Raw genomic sequence first — 14,262 nt, 5'->3', positions numbered from 1 at the left:
CACCTGCGGCCGTTCCGCCGTGTCGGCTCCGGAGCCGTCAGTGGCCGTCGGCGGGGACGGTACCGAGGCGGCCGGCCTGGAAGTCCTCCATGGCCTGCTGGAGCTCGCGGTGGCTGTTCATCACGAACGGCCCGTACCAGGCGACCGGCTCACGGATCGGCAGGCCGCCGAGCAGCACCACCTCGAAGTTGGCGCTGCGCGAGTCCTGGCTCTCGTCGGCGCGCAGGGTGATCGAGTCGCCGTCGCCGAAGACCACGGCCTGTCCCATGTGGAACGGGCGGCGCTCCTGGCCGGCCGCGCCCTTGCCGGCGAGGCCGTAGGCGAGGGCGTTGAAGTCGGCGCGCCAGGGCAGGGTGATCTGGGCGCCGGGGCTGATCGACGCGTGGATCATGGTGATCGGGGTGTGGGTGGTGCCGGGGCCCCGGTGGCCGTCCAGCTCGCCCGCGATCACCCGGAGCAGTGCGCCACCGTCCTCGGTGCTGAGGAGCTTGACGCTGCCGCCGCGGATGTCCTGGTACTTCGGGGCGATCATCTTGTCCGAGGCGGGCAGGTTCACCCACAGCTGGAGGCCGTGGAAGAGGCCGCCGGACATCACCAGCGACTCCGGCGGGGTCTCGATGTGCAGCAGGCCGGAGCCGGCCGTCATCCACTGGGTGTCGCCGTCGGTGATGGTGCCGCCGCCGCCGTGCGAGTCCTGGTGGATGAACGTTCCGTCGATGATGTAGGTGACGGTCTCGAAGCCGCGGTGCGGGTGCCAGGGGGTGCCCTTGGGCTCGCCGGCCGCGTAGTCCACCTCGCCCATCTGGTCCATCATGATGAACGGGTCGAGGTACTTGGTGTTGATCTTGGCGAAGGCGCGGCGGACGGGGAAGCCCTCGCCTTCGTAGCCCTCGGGAGCGGTGGCCACGGTGAGGACCGGCCGGGCGCTCGTGACGGCGGGGTCCGGCGTGGTGACGCGCGGGAGGGTCAGCGGGTTGTCGACGGTCACGGCGGGCATGTCGGCCTCCTTCGGGGGTGTCGGGCCTACGTGCACGAGATTAGTTCAATCCTCAACAACAAGCAAGTTGAAACTTGAACTAAGTAGTGACGGAGGAGCGCGGGCTCCTCTTCCAGGGTGGGTCAGCCGTACATCCGGCGCATCGTGAAGTCCACCATCTGCTCGACGGCCTTGGCGTCGAACACCATCCGGTGCTCGCCCTCCATGTCCAGCGCGAACCCGTAGCCGGTCGGCAGCAGGTCCAGGACCTCGGCGCCGGTGACGGTGAAGTGCTTGGAGTCCTTGCCGGCGTAGCGGCGCAGCTCCTTCAGGGAGCTGAACATCGGGATCACCGGCGTCGGGGTGTTGTGCAGCGCCAGGAAGCCGGGGCGGTCGCCGCGGGGGCAGTGCACCTTCGAGGTGATGAAGATCGCCTGGAAGTCCTCGACCGCCATCGAGCCGGTGGTGAAGGCCCGTACGGCGTCCGCGAGCGAGGGCGGCGAGGGCTCGGGGTACAGGGACTGCTGCGGGGGCTGCGACTGCCCGCCGTAGGCGTCGGGTCCGGGCATGCCGTTCATGCCCTGCTGCGGTCCCGCCTGCTGCTGGTAGGGGTCGCCCGGGTATGTGTTCTGGTCATATCCGTACACACGGACAGGCTAGCGGGAGCGCACCCTCCCGCGCTGGCGCCGATCCTGACAAGGAGTGGCGGTCCTGGCTGTGGGACGTGACCACGTTCATAGCGGATTCACGGGCGGGGGCTTGCCCAAGTTACCGCTGGGTAGCATCATGATGCCTACTGGTGGGTACGGGACGCCGGAACGCGGCGGTCTCCCGGAAGCGACGAACCGGAGATAACGGCCATGGGTCACTACAAGTCCAACCTGCGGGACGTGGAGTTCAACCTCTTCGAGGTGTTCGGCCGCGAGCAGGTGTACGGCACCGGACCGTTCGCGGACATGGACGTCGAGACCGCGAAGAACATCCTGAGCGAGATCTCGCGCCTCGCCGAGAACGACCTCGCGGCGTCCTTCGCCGACACCGACCGCAACCCGCCGGTCTTCGACCCGGAGACCAACACCGCGCCGATCCCGGCCACCTTCAAGAAGAGCTACCAGACCTTCATGGACGCCGAGTGGTGGCGTCTGGGCATCCCGGAGTCGATCGGCGGTCAGGTCACCCCGAACTCGCTGATCTGGGCCTTCGCCGAGCAGATCCTGGGCTCCAACCCGGCCATCTGGATGTACTCCTCCGGCCCGGCCTTCGCCGGCGTCATCGCCGAGGAGGGCACCGAGGAGCAGCTTGAGGTCGCCCGGCGGATGACCGACCGCCTGTGGGGCTCCACCATGGTCCTCACCGAGCCCGACGCGGGCTCCGACGTGGGCGCCGGCCGCACCAAGGCGATCCAGCAGGAGGACGGCTCCTGGCACATCGAGGGTGTGAAGCGCTTCATCACCTCGGGCGAGCACGACATGTCCGAGAACATCATCCACATGGTGCTGGCCCGCCCCGAGGGCGGTAAGCCGGGCACCAAGGGCCTGGGCCTGTTCATCGTCCCCAAGTTCGACTTCGACTGGGAGACCGGCGAGCTGGGCGAGCGCAACGGCGTCTACGCCACCAACGTCGAGCACAAGATGGGCCTCAAGGCCTCGAACACCTGCGAGATGACCTTCGGCGCCAAGCACCCGGCCAAGGGCTGGCTGCTCGGCGAGAAGGTCGACGGCATCCGCCAGATGTTCAAGATCATCGAGTTCGCCCGCATGATGGTCGGCACGAAGGCCATCGCCACCCTCTCCACCGGCTACCTGAACGCCCTGGAGTACGCCAAGGAGCGCGTGCAGGGCGCCGACATCTCGCAGTTCCTGGACAAGACCGCCCCGCGCGTCACCATCACCCACCACCCGGACGTGCGCCGCTCGCTGCTGACCCAGAAGGCCTACGCCGAGGGCATGCGCGCACTGGTCCTGTTCACCGCGTCCGTCCAGGACGACATGATGGCCGCCAAGCTGCGCGGCGAGCGCGACGAGGCCGCCGAGCGCCTCAACGACCTGCTGCTGCCGATCGTCAAGGGCTACGGCTCGGAGAAGTCCTACGAGCAGCTCGCCCAGTCGCTCCAGACCTTCGGCGGCTCCGGGTACCTCCAGGAGTACCCGATCGAGCAGTACATCCGCGACGCCAAGATCGACACCCTGTACGAGGGCACCACGGCGATCCAGGGCCAGGACTTCTTCTTCCGCAAGATCGTCAAGGATGGCGGCCAGGCGCTCACCGCGCTGTCCGAGCAGATCCAGAAGTTCCTCGGCTCCGCCGCCGGCGGCGACGCCCTGGCCGCCGAGCGCGACCTGCTCACCAAGGCCGCGGGCGACCTGGAGGCCATCGTCGGCAAGCTGCTGGCCGACCTCTCCTCGGTCGAGCAGGACGTCAAGAACATGTACAAGGTGGGCCTGAACACCACCCGCCTGCTGATGGTCTCCGGCGACGTCGTCGTCGGCTGGCTGCTGCTGCGCCAGGCCGCGGTGGCCCTGGCCAAGCTGGAGGCCGGCGCCTCGGAGAAGGACGTCCCCTTCTACCAGGGCAAGGTCGCGGCGGCCCGCTTCTTCGCCAAGAACGTCCTGCCGACCGTCGCCCCGCAGCGCCTGATCGCCGAGGGCATCGACAACGAGATCATGGAGCTGGCGGAGGAGGCCTTCTAGGCACCGCCCTCCGTCACCCGGGGGACCCCCGCCGCGTGACACCTCTCTGACTGCCTGACACACCCTCGCACCGAAGGGCCCGGCTGCCACCGGGCCCTTCGGTGCGTCCTGGGCCCTGCGCGTGTTCTGAGTCGTGCGTGCGTCCTGGGCCGTCGGTGCGTCACGGGACCGCACCCGAACGGAGGAAACCTCCGGTCGTGCGGGGTGGTTCACGGCCGTGTCCGGGTTGCGCATCGGACCGGACTGTTCCGAATGCCCTGTCTGTGTACGGGCATATGCTCAGGGGCGAAGCCGACTCCCCATCCGGCTTCGGCCCTCACTCGACCCAGGAGCAGTATGTCGACCGCCGCCCGCCAGGCATTTTTCGACCGGACGCACAGCGACGACCTGATCGCGTTCCTCGGCACCTCGCCGTCTCCGTACCACGCGGTGGCGAGCGCCGCGGAGCGGTTGGAGAAGGCGGGCTTCCGGCAGGTCGCCGAGACGGACGCGTGGGACGGCGCGGCCGGTGGGCGCTACCTGATCCGCGGGGGCGCGCTGATCGCCTGGTACCTGCCGGAGGGGGCGGGCCCCGAGATGCCGTTCCGGATCGTCGGCACCCACACCGACTCGCCCAACCTGCGGGTCAAGCCGGTGCCGGACACCGGTTCGGAGGGCTGGCGGCAGGTCGCGGTGGAGATCTACGGCGGCGTCCCGCTGAACACCTGGCTGGACCGCGACCTCGGCCTCTCCGGGCGGCTCGCGCTCAAGGACGGCACCACCCGGCTGGTCCAGCTGGACGAGCCGCTGCTGCGCGTGCCGCAGCTCGCCATCCACCTGGACCGCCAGGTCAACGAGGGCATGAAGCTCGACAAGCAGCGCCACCTCACCCCGATCTGGGGCCTCGGCCCGGTCGACGAGGGCGCGCTGATCTCCTACGTCGCCGAGCGGGCCGGCCTGGACGCCGCCGACGTGGTCGGCTGGGACCTCATGACCCACGACGTCCAGCCCGCCTCCTACCTGGGCCGCGACCGCGAGCTGCTGGCCGCCCCGCGCCTGGACAACCTGCTCTCGGTGCACGCGGCCACCGCCGCGCTCGCCGCCGTCGCCACGGCCGGCGCCGCCGCCGACCTGCCGTACATTCCGGTGCTGGCCGCGTTCGACCACGAGGAGACCGGCAGCGAGTCCGACACCGGCGCGCAGAGCCCGCTGCTCGGCAACGTGCTGGACCGGACGATCCACGCGCGCGGTGGCAACACCGAGGACCGGGCCCGGGCGCTCGCCGGCACCGTCTGCCTCTCCTCGGACATGGGCCACGCCGTCCACCCGAACTACAGCGAGCGGCACGAGCCGGGCCACCACCCGATGCCGAACGGCGGGCCGATCCTCAAGGTCAACGTCAACAACCGCTACGCGACCGACGGCGTCGGCCGGGCGGTGTTCGCGGCCGCCTGCGAGAAGGCGGGCGTGCCGTGGCAGACCTTCGTCTCCAACAACGCCATGCCCTGCGGTACGACGATCGGCCCGATCACGGCGGCACGGCTGGGCATCACGACGGTGGACTGCGGCATCGCGGCGCTCTCCATGCACTCGGCGCGCGAGCTGTGCGGCGCGGACGACCCGTACCTGCTGGCGAGCGCGCTCAAGGCCTTCCTGGAGGGCTGAAGACCGAGCTGAAGGGCTGAGGCCGAGTCGGAGGGCTGAAGACCGAGCTGAAGGGCTGAGGCCGAGTCGGAGGGCTGAAGACCGAGCTGAAGGGCGGGGCCCGGCGAGGAACGCCGGGCCCCGCCCTTCCTGCTGTGCGGCTACTCCATCCCGGCCAGGACCAGCGGGAGACGGCGGGCGCCGTCGGCGACCAGCTTCACCGGCACGCCCCAGTCCTGCTGGTGCACGTGGCAGGCCGGGTACTCGATCTCCGGGTCGTCGTCGCAGGACGCGGCCATCGCCGAGACGTGCAGCACGCCCTCGGTGACCTCGGCGGAGAGCACCAGCTCACGGGAGAGGTCGGTGTCCGCGCCCGCGCCGGAGACCAGCAGCTCGGGCGGGGTCGCGCTGACCAGCAGACGGGTGGACGGGCCGTAGCGCTCGTCCAGCTTCTGGCCGTTCGGCGCCTCGAAGACCACGTCCAGCCGGAAGGCGCCCGGGGCGACCTCGGTGGCCGCGCGCTGGGTGCGGTGCGCCACCGACTCGACCCGCACCGCCTCCTCCGGCAGCCGAAGCCTGGTCAGCCGGTGCCGGGCCGACTCCACCACCACGATGTCGCCGTCCACCAGCACCGCCCCGGAGGGCTCGCGCAGGTCGGTGGCCAGCGTGGTGACCTCGCCGCTCGCCGGGTCGTAGCGGCGCAGCGCGTGGTTGTAGGTGTCGGCGACGGCCACCGAGCCGTCCGGCAGCACGGTGACGCCCAGCGGGTGCTGGAACAGCGCCTGACCGGCCGCGCCGTCACGGTGGCCGAAGTCGAACAGGCCGGTGCCGACGGCGGTTTCGACCGTCCCTGTTTCACGTGAAACCCAGCGCAGCGCGGAGGTCTCGGAGTCGGCGACCCAGAGCCGCTCGCCGTCCGCCGAGACCGCGAGGCCGGACGGCTGGGCGAACCAGGCCTCGGTGGCGGGCCCGTCCACCAGGCCCTCGTTGGTGGTGCCGGCCGCGACCGCGACCGTGCCGGCGGCCGGGTCGTACGACCACAGCTGGTGCACGCCGGCCATCGCGATCCACACCCGGCCGTCGAACCAGGCGACGTCCCACGGGGAGGAGAGGTCCACCTCGCGGGCCGGGCCGGCGGTGGCCGAGCCCTGCCACCACTGGCGGCCGGTGCCGGCCAGGGTGGTCACGTGGCCGTCGGCGAGGCGGACGCCGCGCAGCGCGTGGTTGACGGTGTCGGCGACGACCACGTCGTACTCCGAGCCCTCCGGCAGCAGCGCGAGGCCCTGCGGCTCGCTGAACCGCGGGCTCTCCCCATCCACCAGGCCGCGCTGCCCGTCGCCGATCCGGCGCACCACCGTCTCGCCGTCCTCGGCCAGCTCGACCAGCGAGTGGTGGCCGGAGTCGGCGACCAGGAAGTGGCCGTTCGCCAGCCGGACCGCCTTGCCGGGGAACTTGAGGTCCCCGGCGGTCGGCTCCGGCGCCACGTACGGACCGTCGCCCCGGCGCAGCGTGCCCTTCGCGGCGTGCTCGGCCTCCAGCTCCTCGACCAGCCGGGCGAGCGCGTGGGCGTGGCCCTCGCCGGCGTGCTGGGCGACCACGTAGCCCTCCGGGTCGATCACCACCAGCGTCGGCCAGGCCCGTACGGCGTACTGCTTCCAGGTGGCCAGCGCCGGGTCGTCCAGCACCGGGTGGTGCACCTCGTAGCGGGCCACGGCGTCGACGACGGCCCGGTGGTCGGCCTCGTGCACGAACTTCGGCGAGTGGACCCCGACGATCACCACGGTGTCGCGGTGCTTCTCCTCCAGCTCCCGCAGCTCGTCCAGGACGTGCAGGCAGTTGATGCAGCAGAAGGTCCAGAAGTCTAGTACGACACACTTACCTCGCAGGTCGGCAAGCTTGAGTTCCTTGCCGCCTGTGTTGAGCCATCCACCGGCGCCGACCAGCTCGGGGGCGCGGACACGTGCACGAGAAGCCATGCCCTCATCCAACCTCATCGGCCTGTGGAAGCATTCCGAGCGGGGCGCAGACCGGCCCAGCTCGCTGGGGAGCGACCGATGGTGGTGCGCAGACCAGCCGGTCACTCCAGGATGCCGAGCTTCCCGAGAACGACGAGGGCGAGTGCCATACACCCACCGAAGATCCCGCCTCCGTAGAGGACGACGCCGGGGATCGCGGTTCCCTGCGCGAAGGAAAGGATGCCGCCCACGAGTGCCACGACCAACGAGAACAAGGCAGCGACAGCGACCCAGAGGCTGCGCAGTGTGCGGGACGGCGAGGGGGACTCGGGTTCAGTGCTCATGGGACCTACGGCCTTCCTAGCTGGAAGGGTGGTCCGGATGAGCCGAAGGAAGGGCAGCCTCAACCCGACCACCCTGTATGCGGGGGTCAGAGTTGAGATCTGCCGGCGTCAGAAGCTCAAGTTCGTGCGGTGCTGGAGGACGCTGTAAGGGTATTACCCCCAGCACGATTCAGAGAGGCATGGCGTCCCTGGTCGTCTGGATACCCTCCAGCCGTGGCCCGGCGAGAGTGGCCCACTTGCGCCGTTGGGCTGTCTCAACAAGCAAGGTAGCAGGGCACGTTCGAGCGAGCCAAACACGCAGCACAGGGCAGTTAAGGCCCAGCGGCCCCAGTAGGGTCGTCGTCGGCCGTCTGCGGGGCGTCGTACGGCACCGGGCCGCCCAGGAAGTGTGTCCAGCCAGCAGACAGGAACTCCGGTCCGCTCACTGGCCCAGTTCCTCACGCACCGAGTGCGTGCCATCTCCGGAGAGCGTGGGAACACGGAACTCGGCGAGAACCTGCGAGGCCAAGCCGCACGCCTCAGCGTCCATCACGTACCCGTGCGCGCGGGCGTGCCGGTGAAGCGCCTCAATCCACTGCTGCGCCTGGTACAGGCCCAGGGTGCCCAGGACCAGCCGAGGGCCGTACCCCCGCCCGATGAGTCCGTACGCCGGGCTGAGTCCCTGAGGAACGGGCATCCGGGCGACCCTCAGCGCCGTCTCAAGGACGTCTGCTGCCTCTTCGGACTGTCGGCGGTGCTGCCGGATCTCGTCCTCGGTCGGCGACGACGGTTGCTCAGGCAGAGACACGGGCCGCCACCACCTTGCACGTGAGTTCGTGGTCCAGACGACGCAGCTCAATCGCGCGCAGCACCGACTGATCCGGGAGTTCGGGCGACTTCGCGAACTCCCTGTCGATCTTGTCGAAGGCAGCGCACACCGCGCACCTTGGCTGGGCATCAGGCGGCGCCACTGGTCACGTCCTCCCACCCCAGCGGGGCGTACTTGAAGGGGTCCGAGGGGCGCCGGTCGTCGTCCGCCTTGGCTTTGCGGTAGTCGGCGCGGCATGCGGCGATCAAGGCCGGGCTGGCGCGCTTGCCGGGCGGTCGGCTGTGCCGATCGGCTTCATGTTCCTCGCGTGTCATCGTCACCGCTCTCCGACTCCGGTCCCGTAATCCTCCGACTGCCAGCAGACCGATCGTGCCCCGACCAGGTGAACCATTGCGACGGCGTGAAGGCGTCCCTCCGGAGTCCTGGCAAGACGTCATTTCGGCGTCGTTAGACGACGTTTGGGCATATCTTCTAGTCATGACTACGCCGAATGAGACCCTTCGGGCCGTACGCCTCGGGCTCCGTCTCAGCCAGGACGAGTTCGCGAAGCGGCTGCGGACAGTCGGGGAGGATCAAGGAGAGCCGAACGACGCCAGCAAGCGCCTGGTGCAGCGCTGGGAGTCAGGGGAGGTGAGATATCCCCGCCCGGTGTACGTTCGGGCCCTTGAGGCTGTCACCAAGATTCCCGTTGACCGCCTCGGCTTCGAGTCGCCACAGTTGCCGCCAAGAGTCAGCGTGGACGGTACGGGAGGGCATGACGTGACCAGTGACGAACCGGGCGTGCCCGTGCAGGCTGTGCCCGCGCCCACGGGTGAGGACTACTCGGGGGTATGGGTCAGCCACTACGAGTTCTACAGCAGCAGCCGGGAGAACACCTTCACCGGCCTGCATCACGTCGTGCTGTCCCAGAACGGAAACCGGATCACGGGGCGATCCCTGCCCGGCGCGTCGTCCAACCCTGACTCGCCGCTGTCATTCGATCTCACTGTTGATCGGAACGTCGTGACGGGTTCCTGGGTGGAACAGACCGCACAGGACGGCTACTACCAGGGGGCCAGGTACCACGGTGCCATTCAGTTGCTGGTCGACCCGACCGGCCGCCGCATGGCCGGCAAGTGGGTCGGCTTCGGCAAGGACTTCGACGTCAACTCCGGGCCGTGGGAACTGCGCCTGTTGGACAAGTCCACGGCGGACGACGCCCTGATCCGCTACAGCGTGCCGCCGGAGGCGTAGCCGCCTCAGCGCACACGGGGAAGAGCCTCGGCATCTGACCTCACCAGAGAAGGGGGACGGTGCAGGGGCTCTTGTCGGTAGCGCTGGGGTCAGTCGCAACGCCCATTAACAGGGCTTAGGACCGCCTTGAAGGTGCTTTTCTTTGGCGTTCCTGAAACGAACTCGCCTAGCCCGAAGTCAAGTTAGCGGCTTGGGGCCTGGAAAGGGCATCACACCCAGAGTGCGTGCGCGATGCTGGGACCGGGATCGCCAGCGGCCACACGTCGTGAACTTCAACAACGCCCTGCCCCGGACTCCCGAGACGGCAAAGAGCCGCCCACCCACAACGGGCAGACGGCTCTCATGGCAGGGCGTAGCGGCTACGACTCGGAGTCCTCAAGGTGCCGGTAGAGCGTCGCCCGGCTGACCCCGAGGGCTTTAGCGATGCTGCTCACGCTCTCCCCCTTCGCGCGGCGGGCGCGGGCAATGGTCAGCTTGTCCTCGCTGATCACGGATGGCCGCCCACCGGTCCGCCCCTGAGCCTTCGCGGCGTCCAGCCCGGCGCGGGTCCGGTCCTTGATCAACGAGCGCTCGAACTCGGCCATCGCGCCAACCACCTGGAGCATGAGACGGCCGTCCGGAGTGTTCGGGTCGATGCTCGCCAGTGCGCCCGTCAGGACCTTGAAGCCGATCCCGCGCGCCGACAGCGCGTCCACCATGGTCACGAGATCGATGAGCGAACGGGCGAATCGGTCGAGCTTCCAGACGACCAGCGTGTCACCGGGGCGCAGGTAGTCCAGGACGGCGGAAAGCTCGGGGCGGTCGGTGTTCTTCCCGCTGGCCTTGTCGGTGAAGATCCGGGCGCAGCCCGCTTCGGTCAAAGTGTCGTGCTGGAGCTGTGCGTCCTGGTCGTCGGTGGAGACTCGGGCGTAGCCGATCAGGTGGCCGGTGATCTCGGTCGTCGTCATGTCTCAATAGTCTCAGAACTCGTCTCATAACACCATGAGTAGCGCGAAGGTTTTGAGACGTGTTTTGAACACCGAATCGGGGGTGCTGCGCCCTGTCGGCGGACCGTCTCACAAACCATCGTTTCTGAGACGCCAGGCAAGGGTGACCCACCGTTACGACGCAGCGGAGGGAAGACCCCCCGGTCTCTAATTCGCGGCGGCGTGCGTGGGCATAGGGGCGGGTCCCTCGGTGCCGCACGCCCAGAGATTGACCCACCCCCGGCACCCCCTCAGGCCGAGGATGCGTGCAAGGCGCTACGAATCATGTCCCGCGCAAACACCCTGAACAGCCACGCGAGAGTTTTCCCTCCCTGCCGGTCGAGGTCAGGGAAGGCAGGGGGCACCCGCCTGGGGTAGTCAGTGCTCGGCCAGCAGTGGCGGAGTCCACTCGTCCAATAGCTGATCTTTCTTCGACGCGTTGCACAGCACGCAAACCACGCGCATGTTCGCCACCGTCGACAGCCCGCCCCGCGATATGGGCTCCAGGTGATCAATCACGCCCCCGTCGAGCAGCGGGGCAGAGCAGTGGAAGCACCCGGCATCCCCATGCGCGGCACGCACCTTCCGTTGCAGGGTGACCCGGCGAGCTACCGTGCGCTGCACCCTCTGGCACGAACTACAAACCCCATCACGGAACTTGAGGATCACTGGCTTCCCACAACGACGGCACGGCACCGGCTGAGGCTTGGTTCGGGCGCGCTTGCGTACGTGCTCAGCGGCACGGCGGCACTGCTCCGAGCAGTAGGACCGGTCATTGTTCGCCGACAGCCCCACGGGATTCGAGCACTTCGGCCCCTGACAGGGCTTCTCGGCAGCCTTCTGGCGCCTGCTCTCCCCCAGCTTCCGGCGCTCCGCCCGACGCGACTCGTCCACCTCCTCGGCACATCGAGCGCAGTACAACGCCCACGCCTCTCGCCCGTGCCGCTGGTCGCAGCGGTGGCAGCGGGGAGCACCAGCAGCAGCACGCACCGCCTCACGCGCGCGACGGGCCGCAACCTGCAACCGGGCCGACTCGACACACAACGCCTCACCGCACGTCGCACGGTCGGGACGGGGACGCGGAGCACCACACTCGGAGCATGTCGCGCGTGACTCATCAAGGGCCGACAAGCGAACCCGCCTTTCCGTTTTTGTTGATCATGAAGCGTCTCGGCGAGGGCGTTGCGGGCCAGCAACCACAAGGGTCAGGGCCACACAGCGGACCGGGGGCAAAGAAGCAAAGCAGCGCATAGCAGACCCCACCCCCCGAACATCGCTTCGTCATACCCCCGACGAAACCGTGACCGAAGTGCAGGCGTCGCACGTGACCCTAACCGGCGCCCCTGACAGCAATCCCGCAGGTCACACACGCTGCCAGGAGCGCTGGACAGCCCACCACCGGATTTCCGGGGCGCAGGCCGGCGAGCGGCGCAGCCAGGCCGGTGCAAGCCGAACGGCTGCGCGGCCGTCTACGGGCACGAAGAAGCCCCGCCGGACCACGGGGGTCAGACGGGGCTGCAGGGGCGCCAGAGGGGCGCTCAGGGGCTTGTGGCTACTCCTTGATCTCGGCCCACTTGATGCGGACCCGCTGCTCCGGGACGAAGCGCTTCCCCCGCTCGCCCTTGCTGATGAACACGCCGTCTATGGCCAGGGACAGGCGGTCCCGCTTCTGATCCTGCGTCGAAGCCTTCCAAGCGGGGAGTAGCAACTCGCTGTCCAGCAGTGGGGAGATGTCGACGGCCGGGAACGGGAGGGCCGTGAGGTCGGCGCGCAGGCCGTCGATGCGGCTCTGGAGTCGGGCGGCGAGGCGTTCGTAGCGGTCGAGGGCACCAGGGCGGTCGAACTCGCCACGGACGTAGCGTGCGTCTTCCAGATCGGCCAACCGGGCTTCCTGGTCGGCTATTTCGTCGGCTATGGCGTCCCGCTTGGCAAAGGTTTCGGGGTCTGTCCGCTTCACCCAGCGGTCGGCGATAGCCACCAGCATGGGGTCGTCCGGCTCCAGGGCGGGGAGCAGCGAGAGGAAGCGCTCGGACACGTACTCGTCCACCCGGTCGGCCATAGCGCTGGCCCCGGGGCACTGGTTGCCCGCACGGCGGGCCATGCACTGATAGCTGTTGCCGACCTTGTGCATCCGGCGTCCACACCCGGGTACGTCGCAGAACACCAGGCTGGTAAGCAGCGCCGTGCCGGTCGGCTTCGGCATTCGCTTGCCTGCGTGGGTACGGGTCCGGGATTCGAGCTGCCGGATGATTCGCTCGCGCTCGCCGACCGTGATGATCCCCTCGCCGATGCTGACTGTGTCCAGCGTTTCGGGGTCTCGGTAGGGGAACACGCGGCTCGTGAACTTACGGCTGCCGTCCTCGGCTTCGATGGTTTCGGTCTCGGGCATGAGTCCGGCGAATGCAGGCGACTTGACCAGGTTCATGATGCTTGCGGCGTTCCACTGGCCGCCCCGCGCTGAGGGGATGTCGTACTCGTTGAGCAGCCGGGCGATCTGCACGAGGGACTTGCCTGCCAGCGCGTCGTCCGCGATGAGGCGGGCGTAGACGGCGGTCTCCGGGTCGTGTACCAGCTTCTTCGTGGCGGGGTCGACCAGCAGCCCGTACGGGGGCTGTCCGCCGATCCACTGACCCTGTCGACGCAGGTGCCGCTTCGCGTGGGCCACGCGGGTACCGAGGTTCTTCGACTCGGACCGGGCGAGTTCGGCGAGCATGGCGACGACCATGCGGGCCGAGTCGTTCGAGGTGTCGAGACCGTCCACGACGGACACCAGGCGGCCGCCCGCCTTCTCGATGTCGTCCAGGACCTTGCCGACCTGGCCGATGCCCTTGCGGGACAGCCGGTCGAGCTTCCACACGATCAGGGTTCCGACGACACCCGCAGTCACGGAGGCAAGGGCGGAGTCGAAGCCCTTGCGCTCAACGTCCTTGAAGCCGGAGCGACCCCGGTCGATGTGGACCTTGCGGACCGTCAGGCCGTTGTGCTCGGCCCATGCGCGGCAGTCGGCTTCCTGCCGCTCGATCGCCGTCTTGCCGTCCCGGTCCAAGGACAGCCGAAGGTACAGATCACACAGGGTGTGGTGGTGCACGTACGCCCCCTCTGGAGATCCCTACATTGTGTAGGACTTCCAGAAGTCCAGGATGGTGATCTTGCCCCGGAAGTCGGCGAGCGTGAGCTCCTTGCCGCCGGTGTTCAGCCAACCGCCTGCCCCGACCAGCTCGGGGGCGCGTACACGTGCACGAGATGCCATAACCCCATCAAACCGCACGCCGGGTGCCCGCATTCCGCCGGCGTGGGGCCGACGGGGAAGGGGCGGGGGCTACGGCCGGGTGAGGCCGGCCTGCCAGCGGGTTTCGCCGTCCTGGGTGTCGGCGGTGGGGCACAGGCCGAGGGTGCGGGCGATGGCGGCGGAGGCGTGGTGGTCGGGGTGGATGTGGGCGACGGCGGTGGTGACGCCGGCCGCGGTGAGGTGGGCGAGCAGGGTGCGGGCGGCCTCGGTGGCCAGGCCACGGCGCTGCCAGGGGGTGCCGACCACCCAGGCGAGTTCGGCTCCGCCGGGGCGCACGGTGGTCTGCACGTAGCCGGTGAGGGCGCCGTCGGCGCGCAGCCGCAGCACCCAGTTGCCCCAGGCCTCGGCCGGGTCGGGGGAGCCGGCGGCGAGCCGGGCG

General features: G+C 69.1%; 15 protein-coding genes. 3 read left to right on the top strand and 12 right to left on the bottom strand.

The genetic code is table 11. The annotated features are described in order from the left end of the window. Positions 1–37 precede the first annotated feature (37 nt). Positions 38–997: a pirin family protein gene (locus KS423_RS21270; protein ID WP_224281156.1), complete on the bottom strand. Its 960-nt coding sequence runs from the start codon at positions 995–997 to the stop codon at positions 38–40. 122 nt (positions 998–1,119) lie between these two features. Next, positions 1,120–1,623 carry an SseB family protein gene (locus tag KS423_RS21265; protein ID WP_374119997.1) on the bottom strand — a complete coding sequence of 168 codons (504 nt, stop codon included), beginning with the start codon at positions 1,621–1,623 and terminating at the stop codon, positions 1,120–1,122. A gap of 213 nt (positions 1,624–1,836) precedes the next feature. On the opposite strand from KS423_RS21265, the gene KS423_RS21260 reads away from it, so the two are divergent. Both KS423_RS21260 and KS423_RS21255 read left to right on the top strand, forming a co-directional pair. Then, the gene (locus tag KS423_RS21260) at positions 1,837–3,666 is read left to right on the top strand and encodes an acyl-CoA dehydrogenase (RefSeq protein WP_224281155.1); all 1,830 of its coding nucleotides are present in this window, start codon (positions 1,837–1,839) and stop codon (positions 3,664–3,666) included. 336 nt (positions 3,667–4,002) lie between these two features. After that, a complete protein-coding gene (locus KS423_RS21255; RefSeq protein ID WP_224281154.1) occupies positions 4,003–5,310 on the top strand; it encodes a M18 family aminopeptidase in 1,308 nt (435 codons plus the stop codon). Between the two features lie 140 nt (positions 5,311–5,450). Here the strand turns inward: KS423_RS21255 and KS423_RS21250 are convergent, their stop codons facing one another. The 5 genes from KS423_RS21250 to KS423_RS21230 form a co-directional block, all read right to left on the bottom strand. Further along, entirely contained in the window at positions 5,451–7,265 is a 1,815-nt protein-coding gene (locus KS423_RS21250) for an NHL domain-containing thioredoxin family protein (protein WP_224281153.1), read from the bottom strand. 101 nt (positions 7,266–7,366) lie between these two features. Then, positions 7,367–7,588 carry a hypothetical protein gene (locus KS423_RS21245; protein ID WP_224281152.1) on the bottom strand — a complete coding sequence of 74 codons (222 nt, stop codon included), beginning with the start codon at positions 7,586–7,588 and terminating at the stop codon, positions 7,367–7,369. Positions 7,589–8,009: 421 nt separating this feature from the next. After that, on the bottom strand, positions 8,010–8,264 hold the full coding sequence (locus KS423_RS21240; protein WP_224281151.1) for a hypothetical protein: 255 nt from the start codon (positions 8,262–8,264) through the stop codon (positions 8,010–8,012). A gap of 97 nt (positions 8,265–8,361) precedes the next feature. Next, entirely contained in the window at positions 8,362–8,505 is a 144-nt protein-coding gene (locus tag KS423_RS21235) for a hypothetical protein (RefSeq protein ID WP_224281150.1), read from the bottom strand. A gap of 19 nt (positions 8,506–8,524) precedes the next feature. Then, complete coding sequence (locus tag KS423_RS21230; protein ID WP_224281149.1) at positions 8,525–8,710, bottom strand: hypothetical protein; 186 nt, start codon at positions 8,708–8,710, stop codon at positions 8,525–8,527. 163 nt (positions 8,711–8,873) lie between these two features. Between KS423_RS21230 and KS423_RS21225 the strand changes: the two genes are divergently transcribed. Beyond that, positions 8,874–9,629, top strand: a complete 756-nt coding sequence (locus KS423_RS21225; protein WP_224281148.1) for a DNA-binding transcriptional regulator — start codon at positions 8,874–8,876, stop codon at positions 9,627–9,629. A 359-nt stretch (positions 9,630–9,988) separates the two neighbouring features. Here KS423_RS21225 and KS423_RS21220 read toward each other — a convergent pair whose 3' ends face one another. The 5 genes from KS423_RS21220 to KS423_RS21200 all read right to left on the bottom strand — a co-directional run. Continuing rightward, positions 9,989–10,576 (bottom strand): recombinase family protein, encoded by a 588-nt coding sequence (locus KS423_RS21220; RefSeq protein ID WP_224281147.1) that lies wholly within the window; start codon positions 10,574–10,576, stop codon positions 9,989–9,991. A gap of 396 nt (positions 10,577–10,972) precedes the next feature. Then, the gene (locus tag KS423_RS48540) at positions 10,973–11,176 is read right to left on the bottom strand and encodes an HNH endonuclease (protein ID WP_224281157.1); all 204 of its coding nucleotides are present in this window, start codon (positions 11,174–11,176) and stop codon (positions 10,973–10,975) included. 970 nt (positions 11,177–12,146) lie between these two features. After that, complete coding sequence (locus KS423_RS21210) at positions 12,147–13,682, bottom strand: recombinase family protein (RefSeq protein ID WP_224281146.1); 1,536 nt, start codon at positions 13,680–13,682, stop codon at positions 12,147–12,149. 21 nt (positions 13,683–13,703) lie between these two features. Further along, positions 13,704–13,844, bottom strand: a complete 141-nt coding sequence (locus KS423_RS21205; RefSeq protein ID WP_224281159.1) for a hypothetical protein — start codon at positions 13,842–13,844, stop codon at positions 13,704–13,706. 69 nt (positions 13,845–13,913) lie between these two features. Next, positions 13,914–14,262, bottom strand: a 349-nt coding sequence (locus tag KS423_RS21200) for a GNAT family N-acetyltransferase (protein ID WP_224281145.1), incomplete at its 5' end; no start/stop codon positions are given.

Origin of the sequence: Streptomyces sp. LS1784 (genome assembly GCF_020103755.1) — a bacterium.
In the GTDB taxonomy this organism is placed as follows: Bacteria; Actinomycetota; Actinomycetes; order Streptomycetales; family Streptomycetaceae; genus Kitasatospora.
This window is presented reverse-complemented; position numbering and strand designations above follow the sequence as displayed.

What these genes read in the sequence shown, in the direction of transcription:
- KS423_RS21270 (WP_224281156.1), bottom strand. Translation starts at nt 997, where the DNA reads ATGCCCGCCGTGACCGTCGACAACCCGCTGACCCTCCCGCGCGTCACC.
- KS423_RS21230 (WP_224281149.1), bottom strand. Translation starts at nt 8,710, where the DNA reads ATGACACGCGAGGAACATGAAGCCGATCGGCACAGCCGACCGCCCGGC.
- KS423_RS21240 (WP_224281151.1), bottom strand. Translation starts at nt 8,264, where the DNA reads ATGCCCGTTCCTCAGGGACTCAGCCCGGCGTACGGACTCATCGGGCGG.
- KS423_RS21225 (WP_224281148.1), top strand. Translation starts at nt 8,874, where the DNA reads ATGACTACGCCGAATGAGACCCTTCGGGCCGTACGCCTCGGGCTCCGT.
- KS423_RS21205 (WP_224281159.1), bottom strand. Translation starts at nt 13,844, where the DNA reads ATGGCATCTCGTGCACGTGTACGCGCCCCCGAGCTGGTCGGGGCAGGC.
- KS423_RS21260 (WP_224281155.1), top strand. Translation starts at nt 1,837, where the DNA reads ATGGGTCACTACAAGTCCAACCTGCGGGACGTGGAGTTCAACCTCTTC.
- KS423_RS21220 (WP_224281147.1), bottom strand. Translation starts at nt 10,576, where the DNA reads ATGACGACGACCGAGATCACCGGCCACCTGATCGGCTACGCCCGAGTC.
- KS423_RS21245 (WP_224281152.1), bottom strand. Translation starts at nt 7,588, where the DNA reads ATGAGCACTGAACCCGAGTCCCCCTCGCCGTCCCGCACACTGCGCAGC.
- KS423_RS21255 (WP_224281154.1), top strand. Translation starts at nt 4,003, where the DNA reads ATGTCGACCGCCGCCCGCCAGGCATTTTTCGACCGGACGCACAGCGAC.
- KS423_RS21250 (WP_224281153.1), bottom strand. Translation starts at nt 7,265, where the DNA reads ATGGCTTCTCGTGCACGTGTCCGCGCCCCCGAGCTGGTCGGCGCCGGT.